At 67.5% G+C, this 22,435-nt stretch carries 21 protein-coding genes; 12 read left to right on the forward strand and 9 right to left on the reverse strand.

Annotated features, from left to right (window positions below; all coding sequences use genetic code 11):
* Position 1: 1 nt before the first annotated feature.
* Positions 2–1,417: a UDP-glucose/GDP-mannose dehydrogenase family protein gene (locus tag ABRP34_RS11065; RefSeq protein WP_353713263.1), complete on the forward strand. Its 1,416-nt coding sequence runs from the start codon at positions 2–4 to the stop codon at positions 1,415–1,417.
* A gap of 13 nt (positions 1,418–1,430) precedes the next feature.
* Here the strand turns inward: ABRP34_RS11065 and ABRP34_RS11070 are convergent, their stop codons facing one another.
* On the reverse strand, positions 1,431–1,637 hold the full coding sequence (locus ABRP34_RS11070; RefSeq protein WP_003806251.1) for a hypothetical protein: 207 nt from the start codon (positions 1,635–1,637) through the stop codon (positions 1,431–1,433).
* 504 nt (positions 1,638–2,141) lie between these two features.
* Here ABRP34_RS11070 and ABRP34_RS11075 point away from each other — a divergent pair.
* The 3 genes from ABRP34_RS11075 to ABRP34_RS11085 all read left to right on the forward strand — a co-directional run bounded on the left by ABRP34_RS11075 (position 2,142) and on the right by ABRP34_RS11085 (position 4,208).
* A complete protein-coding gene (locus ABRP34_RS11075; protein ID WP_353713264.1) occupies positions 2,142–3,341 on the forward strand; it encodes an IS110 family transposase in 1,200 nt (399 codons plus the stop codon).
* Between the two features lie 142 nt (positions 3,342–3,483).
* Positions 3,484–3,798, forward strand: a complete 315-nt coding sequence (locus tag ABRP34_RS11080; protein WP_353713265.1) for a metalloregulator ArsR/SmtB family transcription factor — start codon at positions 3,484–3,486, stop codon at positions 3,796–3,798.
* Complete coding sequence (locus ABRP34_RS11085; protein ID WP_353713266.1) at positions 3,795–4,208, forward strand: SRPBCC domain-containing protein; 414 nt, start codon at positions 3,795–3,797, stop codon at positions 4,206–4,208. Before ABRP34_RS11080 ends, ABRP34_RS11085 begins: the two co-directional genes overlap by 4 nt.
* Before the next feature lie 30 nt (positions 4,209–4,238).
* Here the strand turns inward: ABRP34_RS11085 and ABRP34_RS11090 are convergent, their stop codons facing one another.
* A complete protein-coding gene (locus ABRP34_RS11090) occupies positions 4,239–4,475 on the reverse strand; it encodes a hypothetical protein (RefSeq protein WP_353713267.1) in 237 nt (78 codons plus the stop codon).
* Positions 4,476–4,658: 183 nt separating this feature from the next.
* Between ABRP34_RS11090 and ABRP34_RS11095 the strand changes: the two genes are divergently transcribed.
* From ABRP34_RS11095 to bcp, 7 genes are all read left to right on the forward strand, one after another.
* Positions 4,659–5,459 carry a TIM barrel protein gene (locus tag ABRP34_RS11095; RefSeq protein ID WP_353713268.1) on the forward strand — a complete coding sequence of 267 codons (801 nt, stop codon included), beginning with the start codon at positions 4,659–4,661 and terminating at the stop codon, positions 5,457–5,459.
* 88 nt (positions 5,460–5,547) lie between these two features.
* Complete coding sequence (locus ABRP34_RS11100; protein WP_353713269.1) at positions 5,548–6,426, forward strand: 2-hydroxy-3-oxopropionate reductase; 879 nt, start codon at positions 5,548–5,550, stop codon at positions 6,424–6,426.
* Positions 6,427–6,547: 121 nt separating this feature from the next.
* The gene (gene gcl, locus ABRP34_RS11105; RefSeq protein WP_353713270.1) at positions 6,548–8,326 is read left to right on the forward strand and encodes a glyoxylate carboligase; all 1,779 of its coding nucleotides are present in this window, start codon (positions 6,548–6,550) and stop codon (positions 8,324–8,326) included.
* 68 nt (positions 8,327–8,394) lie between these two features.
* Positions 8,395–9,636 (forward strand): glycerate kinase, encoded by a 1,242-nt coding sequence (locus tag ABRP34_RS11110; RefSeq protein WP_003806264.1) that lies wholly within the window; start codon positions 8,395–8,397, stop codon positions 9,634–9,636.
* Positions 9,629–10,972 carry an allantoinase AllB gene (gene allB / locus ABRP34_RS11115; protein WP_306926227.1) on the forward strand — a complete coding sequence of 448 codons (1,344 nt, stop codon included), beginning with the start codon at positions 9,629–9,631 and terminating at the stop codon, positions 10,970–10,972. The genes ABRP34_RS11110 and allB overlap by 8 nt, the downstream gene beginning before the upstream one ends.
* Before the next feature lie 10 nt (positions 10,973–10,982).
* Positions 10,983–11,783, forward strand: coding sequence for a winged helix-turn-helix domain-containing protein (locus ABRP34_RS11120; RefSeq protein ID WP_353713271.1), 801 nt, complete (start codon positions 10,983–10,985; stop codon positions 11,781–11,783).
* A gap of 75 nt (positions 11,784–11,858) precedes the next feature.
* A complete protein-coding gene (bcp, locus tag ABRP34_RS11125; protein ID WP_003806269.1) occupies positions 11,859–12,338 on the forward strand; it encodes a thioredoxin-dependent thiol peroxidase in 480 nt (159 codons plus the stop codon).
* A 126-nt stretch (positions 12,339–12,464) separates the two neighbouring features.
* Here bcp and purU read toward each other — a convergent pair whose 3' ends face one another.
* The 7 genes from purU to glyA are packed head-to-tail and all read right to left on the reverse strand — an operon-like array spanning position 12,465 to position 21,266.
* Positions 12,465–13,364 (reverse strand): formyltetrahydrofolate deformylase, encoded by a 900-nt coding sequence (purU, locus tag ABRP34_RS11130; RefSeq protein WP_353713272.1) that lies wholly within the window; start codon positions 13,362–13,364, stop codon positions 12,465–12,467.
* Positions 13,365–13,366: 2 nt separating this feature from the next.
* Entirely contained in the window at positions 13,367–14,740 is a 1,374-nt protein-coding gene (locus ABRP34_RS11135) for an L-serine ammonia-lyase (RefSeq protein WP_353713273.1), read from the reverse strand.
* The gene (locus tag ABRP34_RS11140; protein ID WP_003806272.1) at positions 14,740–15,375 is read right to left on the reverse strand and encodes a sarcosine oxidase subunit gamma family protein; all 636 of its coding nucleotides are present in this window, start codon (positions 15,373–15,375) and stop codon (positions 14,740–14,742) included. Before ABRP34_RS11140 ends, ABRP34_RS11135 begins: the two co-directional genes overlap by 1 nt.
* Positions 15,368–18,310, reverse strand: a complete 2,943-nt coding sequence (locus ABRP34_RS11145) for a sarcosine oxidase subunit alpha family protein (protein WP_353713274.1) — start codon at positions 18,308–18,310, stop codon at positions 15,368–15,370. Before ABRP34_RS11145 ends, ABRP34_RS11140 begins: the two co-directional genes overlap by 8 nt.
* A complete protein-coding gene (locus ABRP34_RS11150; RefSeq protein WP_306926244.1) occupies positions 18,307–18,678 on the reverse strand; it encodes a sarcosine oxidase subunit delta in 372 nt (123 codons plus the stop codon). Before ABRP34_RS11150 ends, ABRP34_RS11145 begins: the two co-directional genes overlap by 4 nt.
* 30 nt (positions 18,679–18,708) lie before the next feature.
* Positions 18,709–19,929 (reverse strand): sarcosine oxidase subunit beta family protein, encoded by a 1,221-nt coding sequence (locus ABRP34_RS11155; protein ID WP_003806275.1) that lies wholly within the window; start codon positions 19,927–19,929, stop codon positions 18,709–18,711.
* Positions 19,926–21,266 carry a serine hydroxymethyltransferase gene (glyA, locus tag ABRP34_RS11160; RefSeq protein WP_353713275.1) on the reverse strand — a complete coding sequence of 447 codons (1,341 nt, stop codon included), beginning with the start codon at positions 21,264–21,266 and terminating at the stop codon, positions 19,926–19,928. The genes ABRP34_RS11155 and glyA overlap by 4 nt, the downstream gene beginning before the upstream one ends.
* 153 nt (positions 21,267–21,419) lie before the next feature.
* Between glyA and ABRP34_RS11165 the strand changes: the two genes are divergently transcribed.
* Positions 21,420–22,091, forward strand: a complete 672-nt coding sequence (locus tag ABRP34_RS11165) for a GntR family transcriptional regulator (protein WP_003806277.1) — start codon at positions 21,420–21,422, stop codon at positions 22,089–22,091.
* Positions 22,092–22,435 lie beyond the last annotated feature (344 nt).

The raw sequence follows: 22,435 nt of genomic DNA on the forward strand, positions 1-22,435 counted from the left end.
CATGATCAATTTCCCAAGGCGGGAAGCGGACGCGCTGTCGCTGTCCGTTATCGGGACCGGGTACCTTGGCGCCACGCACGCGGTCTGCATGGCGCTGCTGGGGCACAGCGTGGTGGGGATCGACGTCGACGAGAACAAGATCCGTTCACTGGCCAGTGGAACACTGCCGTTCTACGAACCGGGACTGCAGGAACTGCTCCACCGGATGCTGGCGTGCGGCAGGCTAAGCTTCAGCACCGACTTCTCCGCCGCGGCGGGCGCAGATATTCATTTCCTGTGCGTCGGTACCCCGCAGATGCCCGACTCGCCGGCCGCCGACCTCCGCTTCCTGGACGGCGCCCTCGCCCGGCTGGCACCGCATCTGGACAGGGCCTGCCTCGTCGCCGGCAAATCCACCGTGCCCATCGGCACCGCCGAGCGGCTCGCAGCATTCCTCCGGTCGAGCTCGCCCGCGGGTGATCAAGCCGAACTCGCCTGGAACCCGGAGTTCCTCCGGGAAGGGCACGCCGTCGAGGACACCCTGCACCCGGACCGGCTCGTGTTCGGTGTGGCGTCCGAGTGGGCCCGGGATCGGCTGGCAGCCTGCTACGCTCCGATCATCGCCGACGGCACCCCAGTGGTGGAGACCGACCCCGCCACCGCCGAACTGGTCAAGGCCGCCGCCAACTCCTTCCTGGCCACCAAAATCTCCTACATCAACGCGATGGCCGAAATCTGCGAAGCCACCGGCGCCGACGTCAACCAGCTCGCCACGGCCCTCTCCTACGACAACCGCATCGGCGGCCGGTTCCTCACACCCGGCCTCGGCTTCGGCGGCGGCTGCCTGCCCAAGGACATCCGCGCCTTCACCCACCGGGCCCGGGAGCTCGGCGTCGGGCAGGCCGTGGGCTTCCTGCAGGAGGTCGACGCCATCAACCAGCGCCGCCGCCAGCGCACCGTGGACCTCATCACGGAAATGGCCTGCGGGGACCTGGCCGGCGTGCACGTCACCGTCCTCGGCGCAGCCTTCAAACCCGACTCCGACGACATCCGCGACGCCCCCGCCCTCGACGTGGCCCGCATGCTCCACCAGGCCGGAGCCAAGGTCACGGTGTTCGACCCCAAAGCCATGGACAACGCCCGGCGCGCCTACCCGGACCTCGCCTACGCCGACACCCTCGAAGCCGCCGTCACCGGCGCCGAGATCGTGGCCCTGCTCACCGAATGGGACGTTTTCCGCCGGGCGGACCCCGCCGCGCTCGGCGCCCTGGTGCAGCGGCGGAACATCGTCGACGGCCGGCACGCACTCGACGCCGAGGCCTACCGCGCCGCCGGCTGGGACTACCGCGCCCTGGGCGCCCCGAGCAAGCTGCCGGCCCCGGTTTCCCAGGGGCAGGGTTCATTCATTGCAGCGGCGCATGTGGCTGAGCCCGTATAGCAGGCAGGACCCGTCAGAGCGCGGGGTCCGGTGTTCCTGCTGACTTGTTGCGGGTTTCCATCAGGTGCAGCTGCAGTTTCGCTTCTGCTTCCCGACGCCGTTTGGCCTGCTCACGCATCTTCCGTGTTGCCTCGGAGCCTTCGGAGTGGATCAGTCCGGCCGTTGGATTGCGGGGAACGCCACCGCCGGAGGGTGCCGCCGCCATAAGTTCTTCGCCCATGCCCCATCGTCACATGGTCGTGACTTTGCGGGAAGAGTTGCCGCCGGAGCGTGACCGGATCGGAACCTGGCGGCATTCATAAGGGCCGGCGGCGTTTGGGAAGGCGCCCCGGGCTCGTAAGGATCGCTCTCCGGGGCTCTTGCCGTCGGCCCCACCTTTATTTTACGAGCCCGGAGCCCCGTAAAACAGGGCTTTTCAGGTTTCCCGGATCCCCAAATCAAGCGAATATCCGGCAAATCTGCACCGCTTTGCTGCACAGCCGGAGGACCCACCCCGTTACATTTATTCCGTCCCCGAGGGCCGGGGATTTGGTCGCTGGACCTGGTATGACTTTCTTGCCCTGTCACTGATGATCCGGGGGGTGTTGTCGCCAGGTTCGGAGACACGCGTTGACTGCTGATAGGGACACGGCCAGCTCCTTCCGTGGGGCAAGGTCTCTTTGTAACGTGGGTGCCAGCATCGGGTGTCGTGACTGCGGCCAGGAATGGTGCAAAGGAGCGCCGGATGGACGAAGGGTACGAGGTTTACTGCGGGCTGGACGTCGGCAAGTCTGAGCATCACGCCGCGGCGTTGAACGCCGTCGGCGAGAGGGTCTTCGACAAGCCGTTGCCGCAGGACGAGGCTCGGCTGCGCGAGCTTTTCACCGGCCTGCAGCAGCACGGCAGGGTGCTGGTGATCGTGGACCAGCCCAACACGATCGGCGCGCTGCCGATAGCGGTGGCGCGCGACTGCGGCTGCACCGTTGCCTACCTGCCGGGCCTGGCGATGCGCAAAGCCGCTGACCTGTACCCGGGAAAGTCCAAGACGGATGCGCGGGACGCGTTCATCATCGCCGAGACGGCGCGTGCGATGCCGCACACGCTGCGGGCCGTCGACCGGGACAGTGAGGTGCTCGCGGCGCTGAAAGTGCTCTCCGGATTCGACGCCGATCTGACCCACGAATGCACCCGGGCAATCAACCGCCTGCGGTCCCTGCTGCTGCAGATTATCCCCGCCTTGGAGCGTGTCTTCCCAGGAACCGTGCTGACTCGCGCCCTGGTCCTTGAGCTGTTCATCAAGTACTCCGGACCCACCGGGCTGCGGGCCGCTGGCCGGGGCCATGTGCTGCGTTGGGCTCGGAACCACAGCCGGAAGGACCCTGTGAACCTCATCGACGCGATCTTCACGGCGCTGGGCGAGCAGACCGTCACGGTCATCGGCACCGAAGCCGTCGAACTGGTCATCCCCCGTGTCGCGGCGCAAATTAAGGAGCTCAAACACCAGCGGGTCATCGTGGCCGAGGAAGTCGAAAAGCTCTTGGATGACTTCCCTCTTTCCCAGGTCTTGATGTCCATGCCGGGAGTCGGCATCAAGACCGCAGCGACGATACTCCTGACCATCGGCGACGCCGGCACCTTCACCTCCGCAGGACACCTCGCCGCCTACGCAGGCATCGCCCCTGTCACACGGCGCTCCGGCACTTCGATCCGCGGTGAATTCCCTGCCCGCTCCGGCAACAAACAGCTCAAGAACGCCCTGTTCAGATCCGCATGGATCGCCAGCTGCCACCACCCGGCCTCGAAGGCCTACTACCAAAAGAAACGGGACCAGGGAAAGAAGCACAACGCCGCCGTCATCTGCCTGGCCCGGCGCCGCTGCGACGTTATCTACTCCATGCTCAGAAACGGCACTCTCTACGAGGAGAAACCCACCCAAGCCGCTTGACGAAAAGCATAGGGACCCCCCCCCGGAAACCACGGAATCAGCGCCGGCACCGCCGGGAAAGTGGTGCAGATTTGTTCGGGCCACCGACTCGGCTGACCGGCCCCGGCTTTCATTTCGGATTTTTCCGACATATCCTGCAGGCGTGCTTCCCGATATCTTCGGCGCCCTGGCCAACCCGGCACGGCGCACGATCCTCGACGAGCTCCGCAACGGCCCGCGGACAGCCGGCGACCTCACGGGTCTGCTCGAGCAGAGCCGCTCCGCAGCATCGGAGCACCTCGCCGTGCTCCGCGAGGCCGGACTCGTCCGGGAAGAGCGGCGCGGCAGGCATCGGGTGTATCACCTGCAGGCCGAGGGCATGGCCGAGGTGGGCAGCTGGCTAAAGCATTACGAGCACTATTGGAGCCGGCGCCTCGACGCGCTGGGCGACCTACTTGACGAGGAGAACCCATCATGACTGACAACACGATCCGCCTCACGCGCCACTTCCCGCATCCACCGGAGGCGGTCTGGAAGGCAATCACGACGCCGGAACTGCTCGCCCGCTGGTGGGCGCCGGGTGACATCGCCCCCACCGTCGGCCACCGCTTCACCCTCGACATGGGAGCTTGGGGCACCCAGCAGTGCGAGGTTTTCAGCGTTGACCCCGGCACGTCCATCAAATTCCTGTTTGCCGAAGGCGCCCTAGACACCACCATCACGTGGACGCTTGAACCCGTCGAGGACGGCACAGTCCTGCACCTGGAGCACGCCGGCTTCAAGCTCGATACCCCGATGGGCCAGCAGGCCTTGCAGGGCATGGGCAACGGCTGGCCCGGCATCCTGTCGCGGATAGACGGGGTCCTCGTCGACGCGGCGCGCCCTTAGGCTGACAGGGCGAAATACGGACGTCAAATTTCAGGAAGGGCCGGCACCACGGGTGCCGGCCCTTCCTGCTTTTCCAGGCAGCCTCAGGATGGCTTTAACGCTGCGGGATGTTAGCGACCCGTCCAGAGAGCCGTCACCGTCAGCCCAGTCCATGGCGCCCAGTCCGTTGTCCTCCACTGTGAGCAACTGCAGCTCGAGCATGTCTTCGGCCAGGCTCGCGGCGGGGCCAACCCTGTCGTCGTCGGTCATCCGGAATTCTGCGGCCACGGCTGCTCCTCGCTGGTTATCAGACCGCTTCGTACTTTCACCCTAACCACTCCCCTTGACTACCCTGCCAACCCTTCCCTACACTTTTCATAAAGCAGAATCTAAATTCCACAAAGCGGAAACGGTAGAACAGCCGATAAGCAGGGAAGATAGATCAAAGCCCCTCCCCCGGAAGGACCTACGATGACGTACACAGTGAACTGCTCCATCCTGCTGACGGAACTGCCCCTGCTCGAGCGCCCCGCAGCCGCGAAGGCGGCGGGTTTTGACGCCGTCGAGTTCTGGTGGCCCTTTGAGAGCTCAGTCCCTTCCGACGCCGAGACCACGGCTTTCGAGCGCGCCATCACCGACGCCGGCGTCCAGCTCTCCGGCCTGAACTTCAACGCCGGCAACATGCCGGGCGGTGACCGCGGCCTGGTCTCCTGGGTGGGCCGTGAAGGTGAGTTCAAGGACAACATCGACGTCGTCGCCGGCATCGGCGAACGCCTCGGCTGCACGGCCTTCAACGCCCTCTACGGCAACCGCCAGGAGGAATTCAGCCCGGAGGAGCAGGACGAATTGGCTGCCAGGAACCTCGCCGCCGCAGCCGAAGGCGTGGCCCGGATCGGCGGCACCGTCCTCCTCGAACCCGTCAGCGGAGCCCCGCGGTACCCGCTCCTCAAGGCCCAGGACGCGCTCGACGTGATCGCCCGGGTCAAGGCGGAATCCGGCGCGCAGAACATCAAGCTGCTCGCCGATTTCTACCACCTGGCCGTCAACGGGGACGACGTCGCCGCCGTCATCGAAAAGCACGCCAAGGACTTCGGCCACATCCAGATTGCCGACAACCCCGGCCGCGGGGCTCCCGGAACCGGCGAGCTTCCCCTCGGCGAGTGGATCGCCCGCAGCCGCGAACTCGGCTACGACGGCTACATCGGCCTCGAATACAAGGAACCGCAGGAAACCGCCTTCAGCTGGGCGATCCGCGAACACGCCGCCAACTAGCCGCTGAGCGAGCTTGTCGAGATCTCGGTTTCGGCAAGCTCAACCAGCGACGACCAGAACCACCACAGACTTCAGAAAGAGAACCATCATGAGCAATGTTGCAGTCATCGGACTCGGAATCATGGGCCTGCCCATGGCCATCAACCTCGTCAAGGCCGGCCACACCGTCACCGGCTACAACCGCAGCCAGGACAAGATCGACAAGCTCATCTCCGAAGGCGGCAAGGGCGCCTCCAGCATCGCCGACGCCGTCAAGGACGCCGACGTCGTCATCACCATGGTGCCGGACTCCCCCGACGTCGAAGGTGTGGTCAGCGGCGCCGACGGCGTCTTCGCCAACGCCAAGCAGGGCACCCTCTGGATCGACGCGTCCAGCATCCGCCCCGACGTCGCCAAGCGCCTCTCCGAGGACGCCGTAGCAGCCGGCGTCCGCCCCCTCGACGCCCCGGTTTCCGGCGGCGAACAGGGCGCCATCGACGCCGTCCTGTCCATCATGGTCGGCGGCGACAACGCAGACTTCGAGGCAGCCCAGGACGTCCTGAACGCCGTCGGCAAGACCATCGTCCACGTCGGCCCCTCCGGCTCCGGCCAGACCGTCAAGGCTGCCAACCAGCTGATCGTCGCCGTCAACATCGAGGTCCTGGGCGAGGCCATCGCATTCCTCGAGGCCTACGGCGTGGACACCGACGCCGCCCTCAAGGTCCTCGGCGGCGGCCTGGCCGGCTCCAAGGTCCTGGACCAGAAGGGCCAGAAGATGCTGGACCGCAACTTCGACCCCGGCTTCCGCCTGGCCCTGCACCACAAGGACCTGGGCATCGTCACCTCGGCCGCCCGCGAAGCCAACGTCTCCATCCCACTCGGCGCCGTCGTCGCCCAGCTGGTCGCCGCCACCGTCAACCAGGGCGACGGCGGCCTGGACCACTCGGGACTCTTCAAGCAGGTCCTCCAGCTCAGCGGCCGGAAGTAAGCCAGCCGCCACCAGGGCGGACAACAAACAACAAACCAGGGCACCCGCCGTCGTACATAACGACGGCGGCTCCCCCGGCACACCCAAAAACAGGCTTTCCCACAGATTTTAGGAGTACACAATGACCAAGATGCGCACCGTAGACGCTGCCATCGCCATCCTGGAAAAGGAGGGCGCCACCGAGGCGTTCGGCCTGCCAGGCGCGGCGATCAACCCGTTCTATTCGGCCATGCGGGCCCACGGCGGCATCCGCCACACGCTGGCCCGCCACGTTGAAGGCGCCAGCCACATGGCCGACGGCTACTCCCGTGCCGCCGACGGCAACATCGGCATCTGCATCGGCACCTCGGGCCCCGCCGGCACCGACATGATCACCGGCCTGTACGCGGCGTGGGCCGATTCCATCCCCATGCTCTGCATCACCGGCCAGGCCCCGGTTGCCAAGCTGCACAAGGAAGACTTCCAGGCCGTGGACATCGAGTCCATCGCCAAGCCCGTCACCAAGATGGCCATGACCATCCTGGAGCCCGGCCAGGTTCCCGGCGCCTTCCAGAAGGCCTTCCAGCTGATGCGCTCCGGCCGCCCCGGCCCGGTGCTGCTGGACCTGCCGATCGACGTGCAGATGGCCGAGATCGAATTCGACATCGACACCTACGAGCCCCTGCCCGCCGAAAAGCCCAAGGCCTCCCGCAAGCAGCTGGAGAAGGCCCTGGACATGCTGACGGCCGGCGAGCGCCCGCTGATCGTGGCCGGCGGCGGCATCATCAACGCCGGCGCCTCCGCGCAGCTGGTGGAACTGGCCGAGCTGCTGAACGTTCCCGTCATCCCCACCCTGATGGGCTGGGGCGCCATCCCGGACGACCACGGGCTGATGGCCGGCATGGTGGGCCTGCAGACCAGCCACCGCTACGGCAACGAGAACTTCCTGCGCAGCGACTTCGTGATCGGCATCGGCAACCGCTGGGCCAACCGCCACACCGGCGGCCTGGACACCTACACCGCGGGCCGGAAGTTCGTGCACATCGACATCGAGCCCACCCAGATCGGCCGCGTTTTCTCCCCGGATTTCGGCATCGCCTCCGACGCCGGCGCCGCCCTGGACGGCCTGCTGGAGATCGCCCGTGAACGCCGGGCCGCCGGAACCCTGCCGGACTTCAAGGGCTGGGTTGCCGAGTGCGCCGAGCGCAAGGCCACCCTGCACCGCAAGACGCACTTCGACAACGTGCCGATCAAGCCGCAGCGCGTGTACGAGGAGATGAACAAGGCATTCGGCAAGGACACCACCTACGTGTCCACCATCGGCCTGTCCCAGATCGCCGGTGCCCAGATGCTGCACGTGTTCGGCGCCCGCAAGTGGATCAACGCCGGCCAGGCAGGCCCGCTGGGCTGGACCGCCCCGGCCGCCCTCGGCGTCGTGCGCGGCAAGCCGGGCGAGACGGTGGTGGCGCTGTCCGGCGACTACGACTTCCAGTTCATGATCGAGGAACTGGCCGTGGGCGCGCAGTTCAACCTGCCGTACATCCACGTGGTGGTGAACAACTCCTACCTGGGCCTGATCCGCCAGTCCCAGCGCGGGTTCAACATGGATTACCACGTGTCACTGGGCTTCGACAACATCAACTCCCCCGAGACCGAGGGCTACGGCGTTGACCACATCAAGGTGGTTGAAGGCCTGGGCTGCAAGGCCATCCGCGTGACTAACCCCGAGGACATGCCGGCCGCGTTCGACAAGGCCAAGGCACTGATGGGCGAGTTCCAGGTTCCCGTGGTGGTGGAAGTGATCCTGGAAAAGGTCACCAACATCTCGATGGGCCTCGAGATCAACGCCGTGAACGAGTTCGAGGACCTGGCAGCCTCCGCCGCCGACGCCCCCACCGCCATCCTGGCCCTGCAGGACTAACAACCTGCAGGACTGGCACCCAGCCGGACAATACAGCCGCACCCAAAAGTACCGAAGATAGGCAAGCAATGCGCATCGTGATCGCGCCGGACAAGTTCAAGGGCTCACTCTCCGCCCCGGACGTCGCCCGGCACCTTGAAACAGGGCTCCGGAAGGGCGCCGCCACAGCGGACGGCCCCGGCCCTGCGGGACTGGGCACCGCTGAGGGACCGGGCACCCTTGAGGTACTGCGGATTCCCGTGGCCGACGGCGGCGAGGGCACCCTCGACGCCGCCGTCGGCTCCGGCTTCACCCGCCGCCGCGCCGTGGTCAGCGGCCCCACCGGGCAGCCGCTGACGGCGGAGTTCGCGGTCCGCGGCCGGGAGGCCGTGATCGAAATGGCCGTCGCGTCCGGCCTCGCCGTCCTGCCGCCTTCCGCTGTGTCCGAGCACGACGGCGGGCGGCCGGGTTCGGACTCTGCCCGGACTGCCAGCAGCCTGGGCACCGGGGAACTGATCCGCGCGGCGCTCGACGCCGGCTGCCGGCAGATCATCCTCGGCGTCGGTGGCAGCGCCAACACCGACGGCGGCGCTGGGGTGCTGCAGGGTCTCGGCGCCCGGCTGCTTGACGCCGCCGGCAACGAACTGCCCCTCGGCGGCGCGGCGCTGGCGCAGCTGGCAGCCATCGACTTCTCCGGCTTCGACGCCCGGCTGGAGGAATCCCGCTTCATCCTCGCGAGCGACGTGGACAACCCGCTGCTCGGACCGGAAGGCGCGGCAGCCATCTTCGGGCCGCAGAAGGGTGCCACCGCCGCCGACGTCGGCGAGCTCGACGCGGCCCTGGCCAACTTCGTCCAGGTTCTCGCCGCGGAGATCGGGCCGCGCGCGGTCAAGGCCGCCAGCGCGCCGGGCGCCGGAGCGGCCGGCGGCGTCGGCTACGCCGCGATCGCGGCGCTGGCGGCATCACGCCGCCCGGGCATCGACGTCGTGCTTGAATTCACCCGGCTGGCAGAACGGCTGGCCGGCGCGGACCTGGTGATCACCGGCGAAGGAAGCCTGGACGAACAGAGCCTTCTGGGCAAGACGCCCATGGGCGTAGCCCGCGCTGCAGCTGCGGCCGGCGTGCCGGTGCTCGCCGTCTGCGGACGGACAACGCTGACGCCGGAACAGCAGCAGACATCCGGTTTCCGGCAGGTCTACCCACTGACGGCACTGGAAAGCAATGTAGAGATATGTATAGCTGAAGCAGGCCGACTGCTTGAAGAATTGGGTCAGCACATCGGCGTGCACCTGACCGACAGTGCTTACACGAAGGAGCCCCTGAATGTCTGAAGAACGCTTTGACCTGGTCATCCGGGGCCGGCGCATCCTCACCACCGCCGGGATCGCCGCCCGTGAAGTGGGCGTGCGGGGCGGAAAGATTGTGGCCCTCGAGCCGCTCGGCAACGGCCTCGCGGGCGCCGAGGTCATCGAACTGGCCGACGACGAAACCCTGATCCCGGGCCTGGTGGACACGCACGTCCACGTCAACGAGCCCGGCCGCACCGAGTGGGAGGGCTTCGCCTCCGCGACCCGCGCGGCAGCCGCCGGCGGCGTCACCACCATCATCGACATGCCGCTGAACTCCATCCCGCCCACCACCAATGTGGAGGGCCTCAAGCTCAAGCGCGAGGTGGCCGAGGACCAGGCCTTCGTGGACGTCGGCTTCTGGGGCGGCGCCATCCCCGGCAACAAGGCCGATCTGCGGCCGCTGCACGACGAGGGCGTCTTCGGCTTCAAGTGCTTCCTGCTGCACTCCGGCGTGGACGAGTTCCCGCACCTGGAGGCGGACGAGATGGAGGAGGACATGCGCGAGCTGAAGTCCTTCGACTCGCTCATGATCGTCCACGCCGAGGACTCGCACGCCATCGACCACGCACCCCATCCCGGCGGCGCCCACTACTCCACCTTCCTCGCCTCCCGCCCCCGCGGCGCCGAGAACAAGGCCATCGCCGAGGTGATCGAGCGCGCCCGCTGGACCGGCGCCCGCGCCCACATCCTGCACCTTTCGTCGTCGGACGCGCTGCCCATGATCGCTTCGGCAAAGCGCGACGGCGTGCACCTCACCGTGGAGACCTGCCCGCACTACCTCACGCTCATGGCCGAGGAAATCCCCGACGGCGCCACCGCATACAAGTGCTGCCCGCCCATCCGCGAGGCCTCCAACCGCGAGCTCCTCTGGCAGGGCCTGCAGGACGGCACCATCGACTGCATCGTCTCCGACCACTCCCCCTCGACGCTGGACCTGAAGGACCTCGAAAACGGCGACTTCGCCGTGGCCTGGGGCGGGGTCTCCTCGCTGCAGCTGGGCCTGTCCCTGATCTGGACCGAGGCCCGGCACCGCGGCATCCCGCTGGAACAGGTGGTCTCGTGGATGGCCGAGAAGCCGGCCGCACTGGCCCGCCTCTCCAACAAGGGCCAGCTTGCCCTGGGCTACGACGCCGACTTCTCCGTCTTCGCCCAGGACGAGGCCTTCGTGGTGGACGTCTCCAAGCTCAAGCACAAGAACCCCATCACCCCGTACGACGGCAAGGCACTCTCCGGCGTCGTACGCCGCACCTACCTGCGCGGCAGCGTGGTGGACGGCCAGACCCCCGGCGGCAAGCTGATCCGCCGCGGCGGCATCTGAGGACCGCGCGGTGGCTGTGCATGCCCATTCACCGCGCGGCACTTCGGCCCCCTGGGGCGCCAAGGCCCACGGTGCTGCCAACGCCCCCAGACCAGCCAACGCCCACAGGCCTGCCATGGCCCCGGGGACTGCTAAAGCCCACGGCCTGGCGGTCTGGGTAGCTCCCCCCGAAGGCCAGGACATCGATCCGGCGGTCTTGGCCCGGGCCGCCGAGCTGGTGCTGGCGCGGGCCCTTCAATTTGCTCCGGAGGCGGAAGTCCACTGGCCCGCCGCCGGAGCTGCAACTTCCGCCGCCGGGACGCACCCAGGCAGGCCCCCAGGGGAGGGGGAACCCAACGGTGCGCCCGACGGCGGAACTCCCGTGCCGCCGTCGTCCTCCCTGGAGGATTCCCCGCAACCGGAACCAGCGGAACTGAACTCCTCAGTACCGTCGTCCACGGAAACGGACGACGGCGGCGCCGCCCACCTCCCGCCGTCGGCTGGGCACGTCAGCCGGGTGGCCGTGGACCTTGCCCGGTCCGAAGTGCTGCTGGACGGCGAGCGGGTGCCGCTGACCGGCGTCGAATTCAAGCTGCTGCGCTACCTCGTGGAGCACTGCTCGCGGACTGTTGACCGGGAGGAGCTGCGGCTGTTCCTGGAGTCGTTCGACAGCCCCGGCGCCGCCACCCGTTCCATCGACGTCTACGTGGGGCGGGTACGGCGGAAGCTGCTCGGCGGCCGGCACGCGATCGCCACGGTCCGCGGCGGCGGCTACCGCTTCATCTGCGGACCCGCAGCCACGGTGCGCGGACCGGCGGAATACAGTATCTAGGGCTGCTGTTATCCATATCAGTCATTGTGCTTGACCAGATTTTTCGCTCGACCCAGATCCATCAGAAGGAATGCCATGAGCCCCAAACTGACCACCAAGCTCCAGCCCGGAACCCAGGCGCCGGATTTCACCCTGCAGGACGCCGAAGGCAAGCAGACCGCGCTGGCCGACTACCGCGGCAAGAACGTCATCGTGTACTTCTACCCCGAAGCCGCAACTCCCGGCTGCACCACCGAGGCCTGCGACTTCCGCGACAACCTGGCCTCCTTCCAGGGCTCCGGCTATGCAGTGCTGGGCATCTCCCCCGACGCGCCGGAGAAGCTGGCCAACTTCACGGGCGACTTCGGGCTCACCTTCCCGCTGCTGGCTGACGAGGACCACGCAGTGGCCTTGGCCTACGGCGCCTGGGGCGAGAAGCTCGTCGACGGCGAGGTGCAAGAGGGCATCGTCCGCTCCACCGTAGTCCTGGATCCCGAAGGCAAGGTCACGCTGGCCCAGTACCAGGTCAAGGCGCAGGGCCACGTCCAGGCGCTCCGCGAACAGCTCGGCGTCTGACACGCTCCCTCACCTTTCGTCGCCTCACCCCAAACGCGTCCTCACCTTTGGTCGCTTAAAACGAAACGCTCCTGCAAGAACTGCAGGAGCGTTTCGGCTTAAGCGGCAGGATATGAGGACGCGTCCTTACTTCAGGACCACGGTCCTGTTGCCGTTCAGGATGATGCGGCCTTCACAGTGCCAGCGGACGGCGTTGCTGAGCGCCTTGCACTCGGTGTCCCTACCGGCGGCAACCAGGTCCTCGGGGCCGAAGGTGTGGTCCACCTCGACCACCTGCTGCGCGATGATCGGGCCCTCGTCGAGTTCCGCGTTCACGTAGTGCGCCGTGGCACCAACCGTCTTCACTCCGCGGGCGTAGGCCTGGTGGTACGGCTTGGCACCCTTGAACGAGGGCAGGAATGAGTGGTGGATGTTGATTGCCTTGCCATCCAGTTTCCGCGCCAGGTCGTCGCTGAGAACCTGCATGTACCGGGCCAGCACCACCAGTTCGACGTCGAGCTCGTCCACGATTTCCAGCAGCCGCGCCTCTGCCTGCGGCTTGGTGGCCGCGGTGACGGGGATGTGGAAGAACGGAATGCCGTGCCAGTCCACGAGGGCCTGGTGGTCGGTATGGTTTGAAACCACGCCCACAACCTCGATGGGCAGTTCCCCCACGCGGGCCCGGAAAAGCAGGTCGTTGAGGCAGTGGCCGAACTTCGAGACCATGATCAGGACCTTGCGGCGGGACCCATTCCGTTCAAGCCGCCACTTCATGTTGTACTTCTCGGCAACCGGGCTGAAGCCGGCACGCAGCTGCTCCAGCGTGGAATCGTTCCCGTCGGACGCGAAGTGCACCCGCATGAAGAAGTGGCCTTCGGACCGGTCGCCGAACTGCTTGTTGTCGATGATGTCGCAGCCGTATTCCAGCAGGAAGCCGGAGACGGCGTGCACGATGCCCGGGCCTTCGGGGCAGTCCAGGGTCAGGACGTGCTCGACGCCGCTGTTTGCCTGCCCGGAGGCACGGTCTTCAGTCTGGATAGCAGTCATGTTCAGCACTCAATTACATTCACAGCGAGGCCTCCTCGAGAGGTTTCCTTGTACTTGGTTTTCATGTCGGCGCCGGTGTCGCGCATGGTCTTGATGGCCTTGTCCAGCGACACCTTGTGGCTGCCGTCCCCGTGCAGGGCCAGCCGCGCGGCGTTGATCGCCTTGACGCTGGCGATCGCGTTCCGCTCGATGCACGGGATCTGCACCAGGCCGCCCACGGGGTCGCAGGTCAGCCCGAGGTTGTGTTCGATCCCCACCTCAGCGGCGTTCTCCACCTGTTCGGGCGTGCCGCCCAGCACCTCGCAGAGTCCGGCCGCGGCCATGGAGCATGCGGAGCCGACCTCGCCCTGGCAGCCCACCTCCGCACCGGAGATGGAGGCGTTGATCTTGAACAGAATCCCGACGGCGGCCGCCGCCAGCAGGAAGCGCACCACACCGTCGTCGTCCGCTCCCGGAACAAACTTCATGTAGTAGTGCAGGACCGCCGGCACGATGCCGGCTGCCCCGTTGGTGGGGGCGGTGACGATGCGGCCGCCGGCCGCGTTCTCCTCGTTGACGGCCAGCGCGTAGAGGTTCACCCACTCCATGGCGCGGAGCGGGTCCGTGCTGCCGGAGTCCTTGGACAGGGTCTTGAAGAGCGACGGCGCCCGCCGCCTCACCTTCAACCCGCCGGGAAGGATGCCTTCCGCGGCGCAGCCGTTGTCCACGCATTCGCGCATGACGGCCCACAACTTCAGCAGTTCCTCACGGAGTTCCGCCTCGCTGCGCCAGACCAGTTCGTTGGCGAGCATGACGTCCGAGATGGACATGTTTTCGCGGCTGCAGATCTCCAGGAGCCCGTTGGCCGTGGTGAAGGGGTACGGCAGCGGGGTTTCGTCCGCAATCACCTTGGCACCGGCGTCGGCATCCCCGTCAACGACGAACCCGCCGCCGATGGAGTAGAAGCTCCGTTCGCTCAGCACCGTGCCCGCGTGGTCCAGGGCGCGGAAGGTCATGCCGTTGGGGTGGGCCGGCAGCGACTTGCGGCGGTGCAGCACCACGTCCTCGTCCCAGTTGAAGTCCACCCGGTGGTCGCCGCCGATCCGGAGTTCGGCGTCGAGGGCGGCGGCTGCCACCTGGTCGTCGGCGGTGGAGGTGTCCACCGTCTCCGGTTCCATGCCCTGCAGCCCCAGCACCACGGCCTTGTCGGAGCCGTGGCCCCGGCCGGTGGCACCCAGGGACCCGAAGAGCTCTGCCTGGACCCGGGTGGTGGCACTCAGCAGTCCACCGCCCTTGAGCCCGTCGGCGAACTGCTTTGCCGCCCGCATCGGGCCGACCGTGTGTGACGACGACGGCCCGATGCCAACGGAAAACAGATCCAGGGCGCTTAGCGCCATCAGGGCACCTCGGGGGAAGCGAACTCCCTCATGGCGTCCAGGAGCCAGCGGCCCAGGTAATCCGCGAACGAGGCGCGGGGGAACAGCCGGAAGCTTTCCTCCCCGGTCTTGAACAGGGCCACCGGGATGTTGCCGACCTCGGTGTTCAGGGCGGTGCCCGGCTTGAGGGTGCGGGGGTGCAGGTCCAGGGCGCAGCCCTTCTCCAGCACGGCGCGGGCCCGCGGGCCGGACAGCTCGAACGTGGTGCGGTTGGCGGACAGGTCCACCACCTGCCCGGCGGCGTCGCCCAGGGCGGACTTGAGGGAGCCGATCAGGTCCCCGCCCAGGGAGTCGTGGGCGTCTTCCGGGGCCACCACCAGGAACTCCTGCGGGCCGAGCCACAGGACGCTGACGCGTTCCGTGCCGCCGACATCGCCGCAGCGCTCCGGCAGGCCGCCGGTGACGGAGGCAATCCGGGCGCCGGCCTCGGAGCTGCGGTCCACCCGGACTCCGACCATGGTCTGGAACGGACCCTCGTTCAGGGTGACTGTTCCCTGCACGGACCCGGTGTCGAATGCTTCGGCCAGGTGTGAGGCTGGGCTGCGGCGGATTTCCCGGAGTCCATTGATGCCTGTGAAGGCTGCGGTGTTAGCCATCTTTGCGGGTCCCTTCGGGGTCAAAAAGTACGGTTTCGGCCACGACTACGTCGACGAGCTGGTTGCCTGCAGCGGCCACCAGGGTCTCGCCGATCCGGTTGCGGCCGTTCTTGATCAGGGCCAGGCCGAACGAGCGGCCCAGCGCGGCGCTGTGGTAGCTGGAGGTCACGAAGCCCTGCATCGGGACGGGGCCGTAGGCGGGGCTGGTGCTGATGCCCTTTTCCACCAGCTGGGTTCCTTCCGGAAGCCTCAGCGAGCCGTCCACCGGCAGGACGCTGACCAGGTGCTTGCGGTCATCGCGCTGCTGGTCCAGCCGGGAGTAGGAGCGCTTGCCGATGAAGTCCTTGGCCTTGGAGACGATCCATTCCATGCCGGCATCCTGCGGGGTGACCGTGCCGTCGGTGTCCTGCCCGACGATCGGGTAGCCCTTCTCGGCACGCAGCACGTGCATGGTCTCGGTGCCGTAGGGGGTGATGTTGAACTCGGCACCTGCCGCGGCAACGGATTCCCAGGTGTTCAGCCCGTACCAGGACGGCACGTTGATTTCGTAGGCCAGTTCACCGGAGAACGAGATCCGGCAGATGCGGGCCTCCACGCCGGACGCGAGGGTGGTTTCGCGGAAGGTCATGAACGGGAACGCCTCGGCGTCGAGTCCGCCGTTGGCGGCCAGTTCCGGGGCAACCTTGGCGATGACGTCGCGGGACTTGGGCCCGACGACGGCGATCGTGCTCCACTGTTCGGTCACCGAGGTGCAGTGCACGTCGAGTTCCGGCCATTCGGTCTGCAGCCATTCCTCCAGCCAGTCCAGCACCTTGGCGGCGCCGCCGGTGGTGGTGGTCATGAAGTAGGTTTCCTCGTCCAGGCGCAGGGTCACGCCGTCGTCGAAGATCATGCCGTCCGAGAGGCACATGACCCCGTAGCGGGCGGAGCCCGGGGCCAGCTTCTTGAACGCGTTGGTGTAGATCCGGTTCAGGAACTCACCGGCGTCCTTGCCGCGGATTTCGATCTTGCCGAGGGTGGTGGCGTCCATGAAGCCCACGGAGTCGCGGACGGCGGCGCACTCGCGGAGCACAGCCTCGTCCATGTCTTCCCCGTTCTGCGGGTAGTACCACGGACGCTTCCACTGCCCGACGTCCTCGAACAGTGCGCCCTGGGCAACGTGCCACGGGTGGATCGAGGTGACGCGGGCGGGATCGAACAGCTCGCCGCGCTGGCGGCCGGCCAGCGCCGCGAAGGCCACCGGGGTGAACGGCGCACGGTAGGTGGTGGTGCCGATGTCGCCGATGCCCCGGGACGCTTCGCCTGCGGTGCGCAGTGCAGCGGCGATGACGCCGATCGCGTTGACGCCGGACGTCTTGCCCTGGTCGTTGGCGGTGCTGATGGAGGTGTAGCGCTTGACGTGCTCCACGGACCGCATGCCGGCACCGGTGGAACGCAGGACGTCGGCCACGGACTGGTCACGCTGGAAGTCGACGAAGTGGTGGTGCCAGTCGTCGGGGGTTCCGGTCTGGCCGGGGACCAACCACAGCTGGCGGGTCGGCGCGGATGCCTTCGGCTCCGCCAGGGCGGAGGGCTCGACGGCGGTCTCGAAGCCGGCGGCGATCGCGGCCGCGGCTCCGGCCGAGATGCCCTCGGCGAGGCAGTCCTCGAGTTCGAAGCTGCCGCGGCCGGAACCGATGGTCTGCTGGTTCGGAACCACGGTGGCCGGCACGAAGGCCGCGAGGTCCTCGTCCCAGCGCAGCTTGCCCTGGCGCTGCGAGTGCAGGTGCGCCAGCGGGCTCCAGCCGCCGGACACTGCCAGCAGGTCGGCGGCGATCTCTTCGATGCCCGAGGTGAGTTCGCCGTCGTCGTTGATGCTGCGGACGGTGACGCTGTTCAGGCGGCCGTCCGAGCCGGCGGCCGTGTTGGCAACCGCGCTGCCGATAAGCACCCGGGTGCCGGCTTCGACGGCGGCGGCAGCCACCGGCGTGAGGGCCGGACGGGCGTCGACGACGGCCGCGACCTTGACGCCGGCGGCGAGCAGGTCCGCGGCCAGGGCGTAGGCGCTGTCGTTGGTGGTGTTGATGACCACGCGGGACCCGGCGGCCACGGCGTAGCGGTTCAGGTAGCTGCGGACAGCCGAGGCGAGCATGATACCCGGGCGGTCATTGTTCTCGAACACCAGCGGACGCTCGTGGGCACCCGGGGCCAGGACAACCTGGCTGGCACGGATGTGCCAGATGCGCTGCCGGGAGACGCCGGCGGCGGCCGGGCTGGAGAGGTGGTCGGTGCGGTTCTGCACGGCGATGACGTAGTTGGCGTCGTAGGCGCCGAAGGCGGTGGTGCGGTTCAGCACGGTGCTTTCGGCACCGGAGACGAGTTCAGCCTCGACGTCGGCAACCCATTCCAGGGCGGGCTTGCCCTCGATGGTTACCGCCAGTTCGGAGGCGGTGGAACCGGAGAGCAGCGAACCGCCGAGTTCGGGCTGGTCGTCCATCAGGATGACGCGGGCGCCGGTGCGGACTGCTTCGCGGGCCGCGGCCAGGCCGGCGGGGCCGCCGCCGATGACGAGGATGTCGGTGTGGACGTACTTCTTGTCGTACTCGGCGCGGTCATCCGCGGGGTCCAGCTTGCCCAGGCCGTTCAGGAAGCCGGCCTTCAGGCCGTCCACCAGCGAAACGGTAGTGGCGGGAAGCATGGACTCGGCAACGTCACCGGGGAACCGGGCTTCGATCCGGACCAGGGCGTTGGGCTCTTCCACGCCGGCAGCCAGGATGCCGCGGGCACGGTCCTCGTAGAGCGAGTTGCCGGCGGCGATGCGGCCGTTGGCCAGCAGCGCGGAGGCCAGGGTGTCGCCCGGGTGTCCGGTGAATTCCTCGCCGTCCACGGTGAAGCGCCAGGAGATGCTGCGGTCGATGCGGCCGCCGGTGCTGAGGCGCGCGTTCTGGGAGGTCACTTGGTCGCTCCTTCCGGGGCGGTGCTGGGGCTGAGGGGGGTGGTGCTGGCGGCGCCGGTGCTTGCGGTGCCGGTGTCAGCTGCGGGTGGGACGGGCGCGGCGGGCCGCGGCACCCCCATCTGGTACACGGCCTGGATGTCGTACGTGACCGTGTCGCGGAGCATGTTGAACCACTGCCGGCAGCCGGTGCTGTGCACCCACCGTTCGGCGAAGGTGCCCTTGGTGTTTTCGCGGTAGAACAGGTACTCGGCCCATTCCCGGTCGGTGAGGTCGTTGGGGTTCTCGGGGTAGGGCACGTGGGCCTGGCCGCCGTAGTGGAACTCGGTTTCGTCCCGTGGGCCGCAGTTGGGGCAGGAGATAAGCAGCATGTGCGTCTTCTTCTTTCTTGTGGACCGTGGCTAGTGGGCGACGGCGGCTGCGCCGTGTTCGTCGATCAGGGCACCGGTTTCGAAGCGCTCCAGGGCAAACGGCCTGTTGAGCTTGTGCGGTGCTCCGGTGGCGATCGTGTGCGCGAAGGTCAGGCCGGCAGCCGGCGTGCCCTTGAAGCCGCCGGTTCCCCAGCCGCAGTTGACGAACATGTTGTCCACCGGGGTGGTGCCCACGATCGGTGAGGCATCGAGGGTGGTGTCAACGATGCCGCCCCAGGTCCGGAGCACGTGTGCCCGGGCAAAGATCGGGAACAGTTCGACGGCGGCCGCCATCTGGTGCTCGATCACGTGGAAGGAACCGCGCTGGCCGTAGCCGTTGTAGGAGTCGACGCCGGCGCCCATGACCAGCTCACCCTTGTGCGCCTGGGAGACGTACACGTGGACGTGGTTGGACATGACGACGGTGGGGTGCACGGGCTCGTGCAGCTCGGAGACCAGAGCCTGCAGCGGGTGGGACTGGATGGGGAGCCGGAAGCCGGCCATTTCCGCCAGGACCGAGCTGTGGCCGGCGGCGCAGAGGCCCACCTTCTCGGTGTTGATGGTGCCGCGGTTGGTCTTGACGCCCACCACGCGGTTGCCGTCCTTGACGAAGCCGGTGACTTCGCAGTTCTGGATGATGTCCACGCCCATCTCGTCACACTTGCGGGCGAAGGCCCAGGCGACGTGGTCGTGCTTGGCGATGCCGGCGCGCGGCTGGTAGGTGGCGCCCATGACCGGGTAGCGGATGTCGTCGCGGATGTTCAGGATGGGGCAGAGTTCCTTGACCTGCTGCGGGTCGAGCCATTCCGCGTCCACGCCGTTGAGCTTGTTGGCGCCCACACGGCGGATGCTCTCGCGCACGTCGCCCAGGGTGTGGGCCAGGTTCATCACACCGCGCTGGCTGAAGAGGAAGTCGTACTCCAGCTCCTCGGGCAGGATCTCCCACAGCTTCAGGGCGTGCTCATAGATGGCGGCGCTCTCGTCCCAGAGGTAGTTGGAACGGATGATGGTGGTGTTGCGGGCCATGTTGCCGCCGGCCAGCCAGCCCTTTTCCAGCACCGCGATGTTGGTCATGCCGTGGTTCTTGGCCAGGAAGTACGCGGTGGCCAGGCCGTGCCCGCCGCCGCCGACGATCACGGCGTCATAGGAGGACTTGGGCTCGGGGTTGTGCCACAGGAAATCCGGGTGCTCCGGGAGCTGGTGGGTGCTCACTGGGCTGCTCCAATCATGTCATCTTCGAAAGCGGCAATCTCGGGTGCGCCGCTGAGCTGGGGGTACAGGGGGAACTGCTCGGCCAGTGCAGTGACGCGGGCGCGGAGTTCGACGGCGGTGCCGTCGTCGAGGGTTCCGGTGCCGGCGGCAGTGGTCAGTGCCGTGGCGATGATGTCCGCTACCTCGGTGAACTCGGTGGCGCCGAAGCCGCGGGTGGCCAGGGCGGGGGTACCGATCCGGAGGCCGGAGGAAACCATCGGAGGGCGGGGGTCGAAGGGGACGGCGTTGCGGTTGACGGTGATGCCGATCCGGTGCAGCGTGTCCTCGGCCTGCTGGCCGTCCAGCTCGGAGTTCCGCAGGTCAACGAGGACCAGGTGGACGTCCGTGCCGCCGTTGACCACGGTGATGCCGGCGGCTTCGACGTCGGGCTGCAGGAAGCGCTCGGCCAGCAGTTTGGCGCCCTCCAGGACGCGCTCCTGGCGCTCCTTGAAGCCCTCGGTTGCTGCCAGCTTGAAGGCCACGGCCTTGGCGGCGATGACGTGCTCCAGCGGGCCGCCCTGCTGGCCGGGGAAGACGGCGCTGTTGATCTTCTTGGCGTACTGCTCCTTGGCGAGGATGACGCCGCCGCGGGGACCGCCCAGGGTCTTGTGCGTGGTGGTGGTGACGACGTCGGCGTACGGCACCGGGTTCGGGTGCAGGCCTGCGGCGACGAGGCCGGCGAAGTGGGCCATGTCCACCATCAGGTAGGCACCGACGAGGTCGGCGATCCGGCGGAACTCGGCGAAGTCGAGCTGGCGGGAGTAGGCGGACCAGCCGGCCACGATGAGCTTCGGCTTGTGCTCCAGGGCCAGGGCCTCGACCTCGGCCATGTCCACGCGGAAGTCGGACTCGCGGACGTGGTACGGGACCACGTTGTAGAGCTTGCCGGAGAAGTTGATGCGCATGCCGTGGGTGAGGTGGCCGCCGTGGGCCAGGTCCAGGCCGAGGATGGTGTCGCCCGGGTTCAGCAGCGCGAACATGGCGGCGGCGTTGGCCTGCGCGCCGGAGTGCGGCTGGACGTTGGCGAACTCGGCGCCGAAGAGTGCCTTCACGCGGTCGATGGCCAGCTGCTCGACGACGTCGACGTGCTCGCAGCCGCCGTAATAGCGCTTGCCCGGGTAGCCCTCGGCGTACTTGTTCGTGAGGACCGAGCCCTGCGCCTCCATGACGGCCGCAGGAGCGAAGTTCTCCGAGGCGATCATTTCCAGCGTGGACTGCTGGCGGTCCAGCTCGCGTGCGACGGCCTGCTGGATCTCGGGATCGACTGCGGAAAGTCGGTCGTTCAACTGCTCAACCACGAATGCTCCTTATGAAATACCACTTTACTTATGACTGATATATCAGTGTGAGGTCAATGGTATGATTGAGCTCACAACATAGTCAATAGCAGGAAGCAAAATGGCACTTCGCTTCCGCCTGAAGCCCTTGAAAGCAAGGAACGGAGCCTCGCTGTGAATGCTCTTCCCGCCATGCCACCCGCCGAGGACGAAGCGCTGTCCCAGGCCGAGGCTGCCTACCGGCAGCTCCGCGACAAGCTGATCATGCTGGACATCCGCCCGGGCGAGCCCATCAATGACGGCCAGCTGGCGACTGAACTGGGCTTCGGGCGGACGCCCGTGCGTGAAGCCATCAAGCGGCTGGAGGTGGACCACTTGGTGGTGTCCTACCCCCGCCGGGGAACATTCGCCACCACCGTGGACTTCACGGAACTCGCCGACGTCTCGGAAATCCGGGAACTGCTTGAGCCGCTCGCGGCGCGCCGGGCTGCCAAGCGGGCCAACACTGCCATGCGCGAGGAGCTGCTGGACGTCGCCAAGGCCATCTCGGAGCTGGCGCCCACCCCAGCCCAGTCGCGGGAGCTCATGCGCTACGACCTCACGGTGCACCGCCTGATCTACCGTGCCGCGGCCAACCCGCATCTCGAGGACACCCTGATCCGCTACGACAACCTCGCCACGCGCATCTGGTGCCTGGTCCTGGACAAGGTCCCGTCGGTGAGCGGCCACATCAGCGAGCATGTGGACCTGCTCAAGGCCGTGGCCGAGGGTGACGCGGACAAGGCGGGCGAGCTCGCACTGCACCACGTCACGAGCTTCGAGGAAACCATCCGCAAGGTGCTGTGAACCGCGGCGTCGGATCGCCGCAGGCCTTGTTGGCGGCCAGAGCGCTTGTTGACGGTCACGGCGGCGGTTATTCTGCCAGAAACGTCCGCCGCCAATGAGGGTGACCGCAGGGCCAGGTACCTGCCACTTCCAGGCCTGACCAGCGTTTCGAAAGAGGCACGCCGTGTCCGTTTCACCGCCCCCTCCAGCCGCGTCCCGGCGTCGTCTGCTTTTGATCCTCCTTGCTGCCGTGGTGGTGGTCCTGGTGGGTGTGGCCATCGCCGTTTCTGCGCAGGCACCCCGGACGGACCAGCAGGCCGCCACCACCCCCCTTCCCCTTCATCTGCGGCCGCCGACACCGACGC

Origin of the sequence: Arthrobacter sp. K5, from assembly GCF_040448525.1 — a bacterium.
In the GTDB taxonomy this organism is placed as follows: domain Bacteria; phylum Actinomycetota; class Actinomycetes; order Actinomycetales; family Micrococcaceae; genus Arthrobacter; species Arthrobacter globiformis.

What these genes read in the sequence shown, in the direction of transcription:
- ABRP34_RS11095 (WP_353713268.1), top strand. Translation starts at nt 4,659, where the DNA reads ATGACGTACACAGTGAACTGCTCCATCCTGCTGACGGAACTGCCCCTG.
- ABRP34_RS11140 (WP_003806272.1), bottom strand. Translation starts at nt 15,375, where the DNA reads ATGGCTAACACCGCAGCCTTCACAGGCATCAATGGACTCCGGGAAATC.
- bcp (WP_003806269.1), top strand. Translation starts at nt 11,859, where the DNA reads ATGAGCCCCAAACTGACCACCAAGCTCCAGCCCGGAACCCAGGCGCCG.
- ABRP34_RS11150 (WP_306926244.1), bottom strand. Translation starts at nt 18,678, where the DNA reads ATGCTGCTTATCTCCTGCCCCAACTGCGGCCCACGGGACGAAACCGAG.
- purU (WP_353713272.1), bottom strand. Translation starts at nt 13,364, where the DNA reads ATGACTGCTATCCAGACTGAAGACCGTGCCTCCGGGCAGGCAAACAGC.
- ABRP34_RS11075 (WP_353713264.1), top strand. Translation starts at nt 2,142, where the DNA reads ATGGACGAAGGGTACGAGGTTTACTGCGGGCTGGACGTCGGCAAGTCT.
- ABRP34_RS11065 (WP_353713263.1), top strand. Translation starts at nt 2, where the DNA reads ATGATCAATTTCCCAAGGCGGGAAGCGGACGCGCTGTCGCTGTCCGTT.
- ABRP34_RS11135 (WP_353713273.1), bottom strand. Translation starts at nt 14,740, where the DNA reads ATGGCGCTAAGCGCCCTGGATCTGTTTTCCGTTGGCATCGGGCCGTCG.
- ABRP34_RS11070 (WP_003806251.1), bottom strand. Translation starts at nt 1,637, where the DNA reads ATGGGCGAAGAACTTATGGCGGCGGCACCCTCCGGCGGTGGCGTTCCC.
- ABRP34_RS11110 (WP_003806264.1), top strand. Translation starts at nt 8,395, where the DNA reads ATGCGCATCGTGATCGCGCCGGACAAGTTCAAGGGCTCACTCTCCGCC.
- ABRP34_RS11100 (WP_353713269.1), top strand. Translation starts at nt 5,548, where the DNA reads ATGAGCAATGTTGCAGTCATCGGACTCGGAATCATGGGCCTGCCCATG.
- gcl (WP_353713270.1), top strand. Translation starts at nt 6,548, where the DNA reads ATGACCAAGATGCGCACCGTAGACGCTGCCATCGCCATCCTGGAAAAG.
- ABRP34_RS11085 (WP_353713266.1), top strand. Translation starts at nt 3,795, where the DNA reads ATGACTGACAACACGATCCGCCTCACGCGCCACTTCCCGCATCCACCG.
- allB (WP_306926227.1), top strand. Translation starts at nt 9,629, where the DNA reads ATGTCTGAAGAACGCTTTGACCTGGTCATCCGGGGCCGGCGCATCCTC.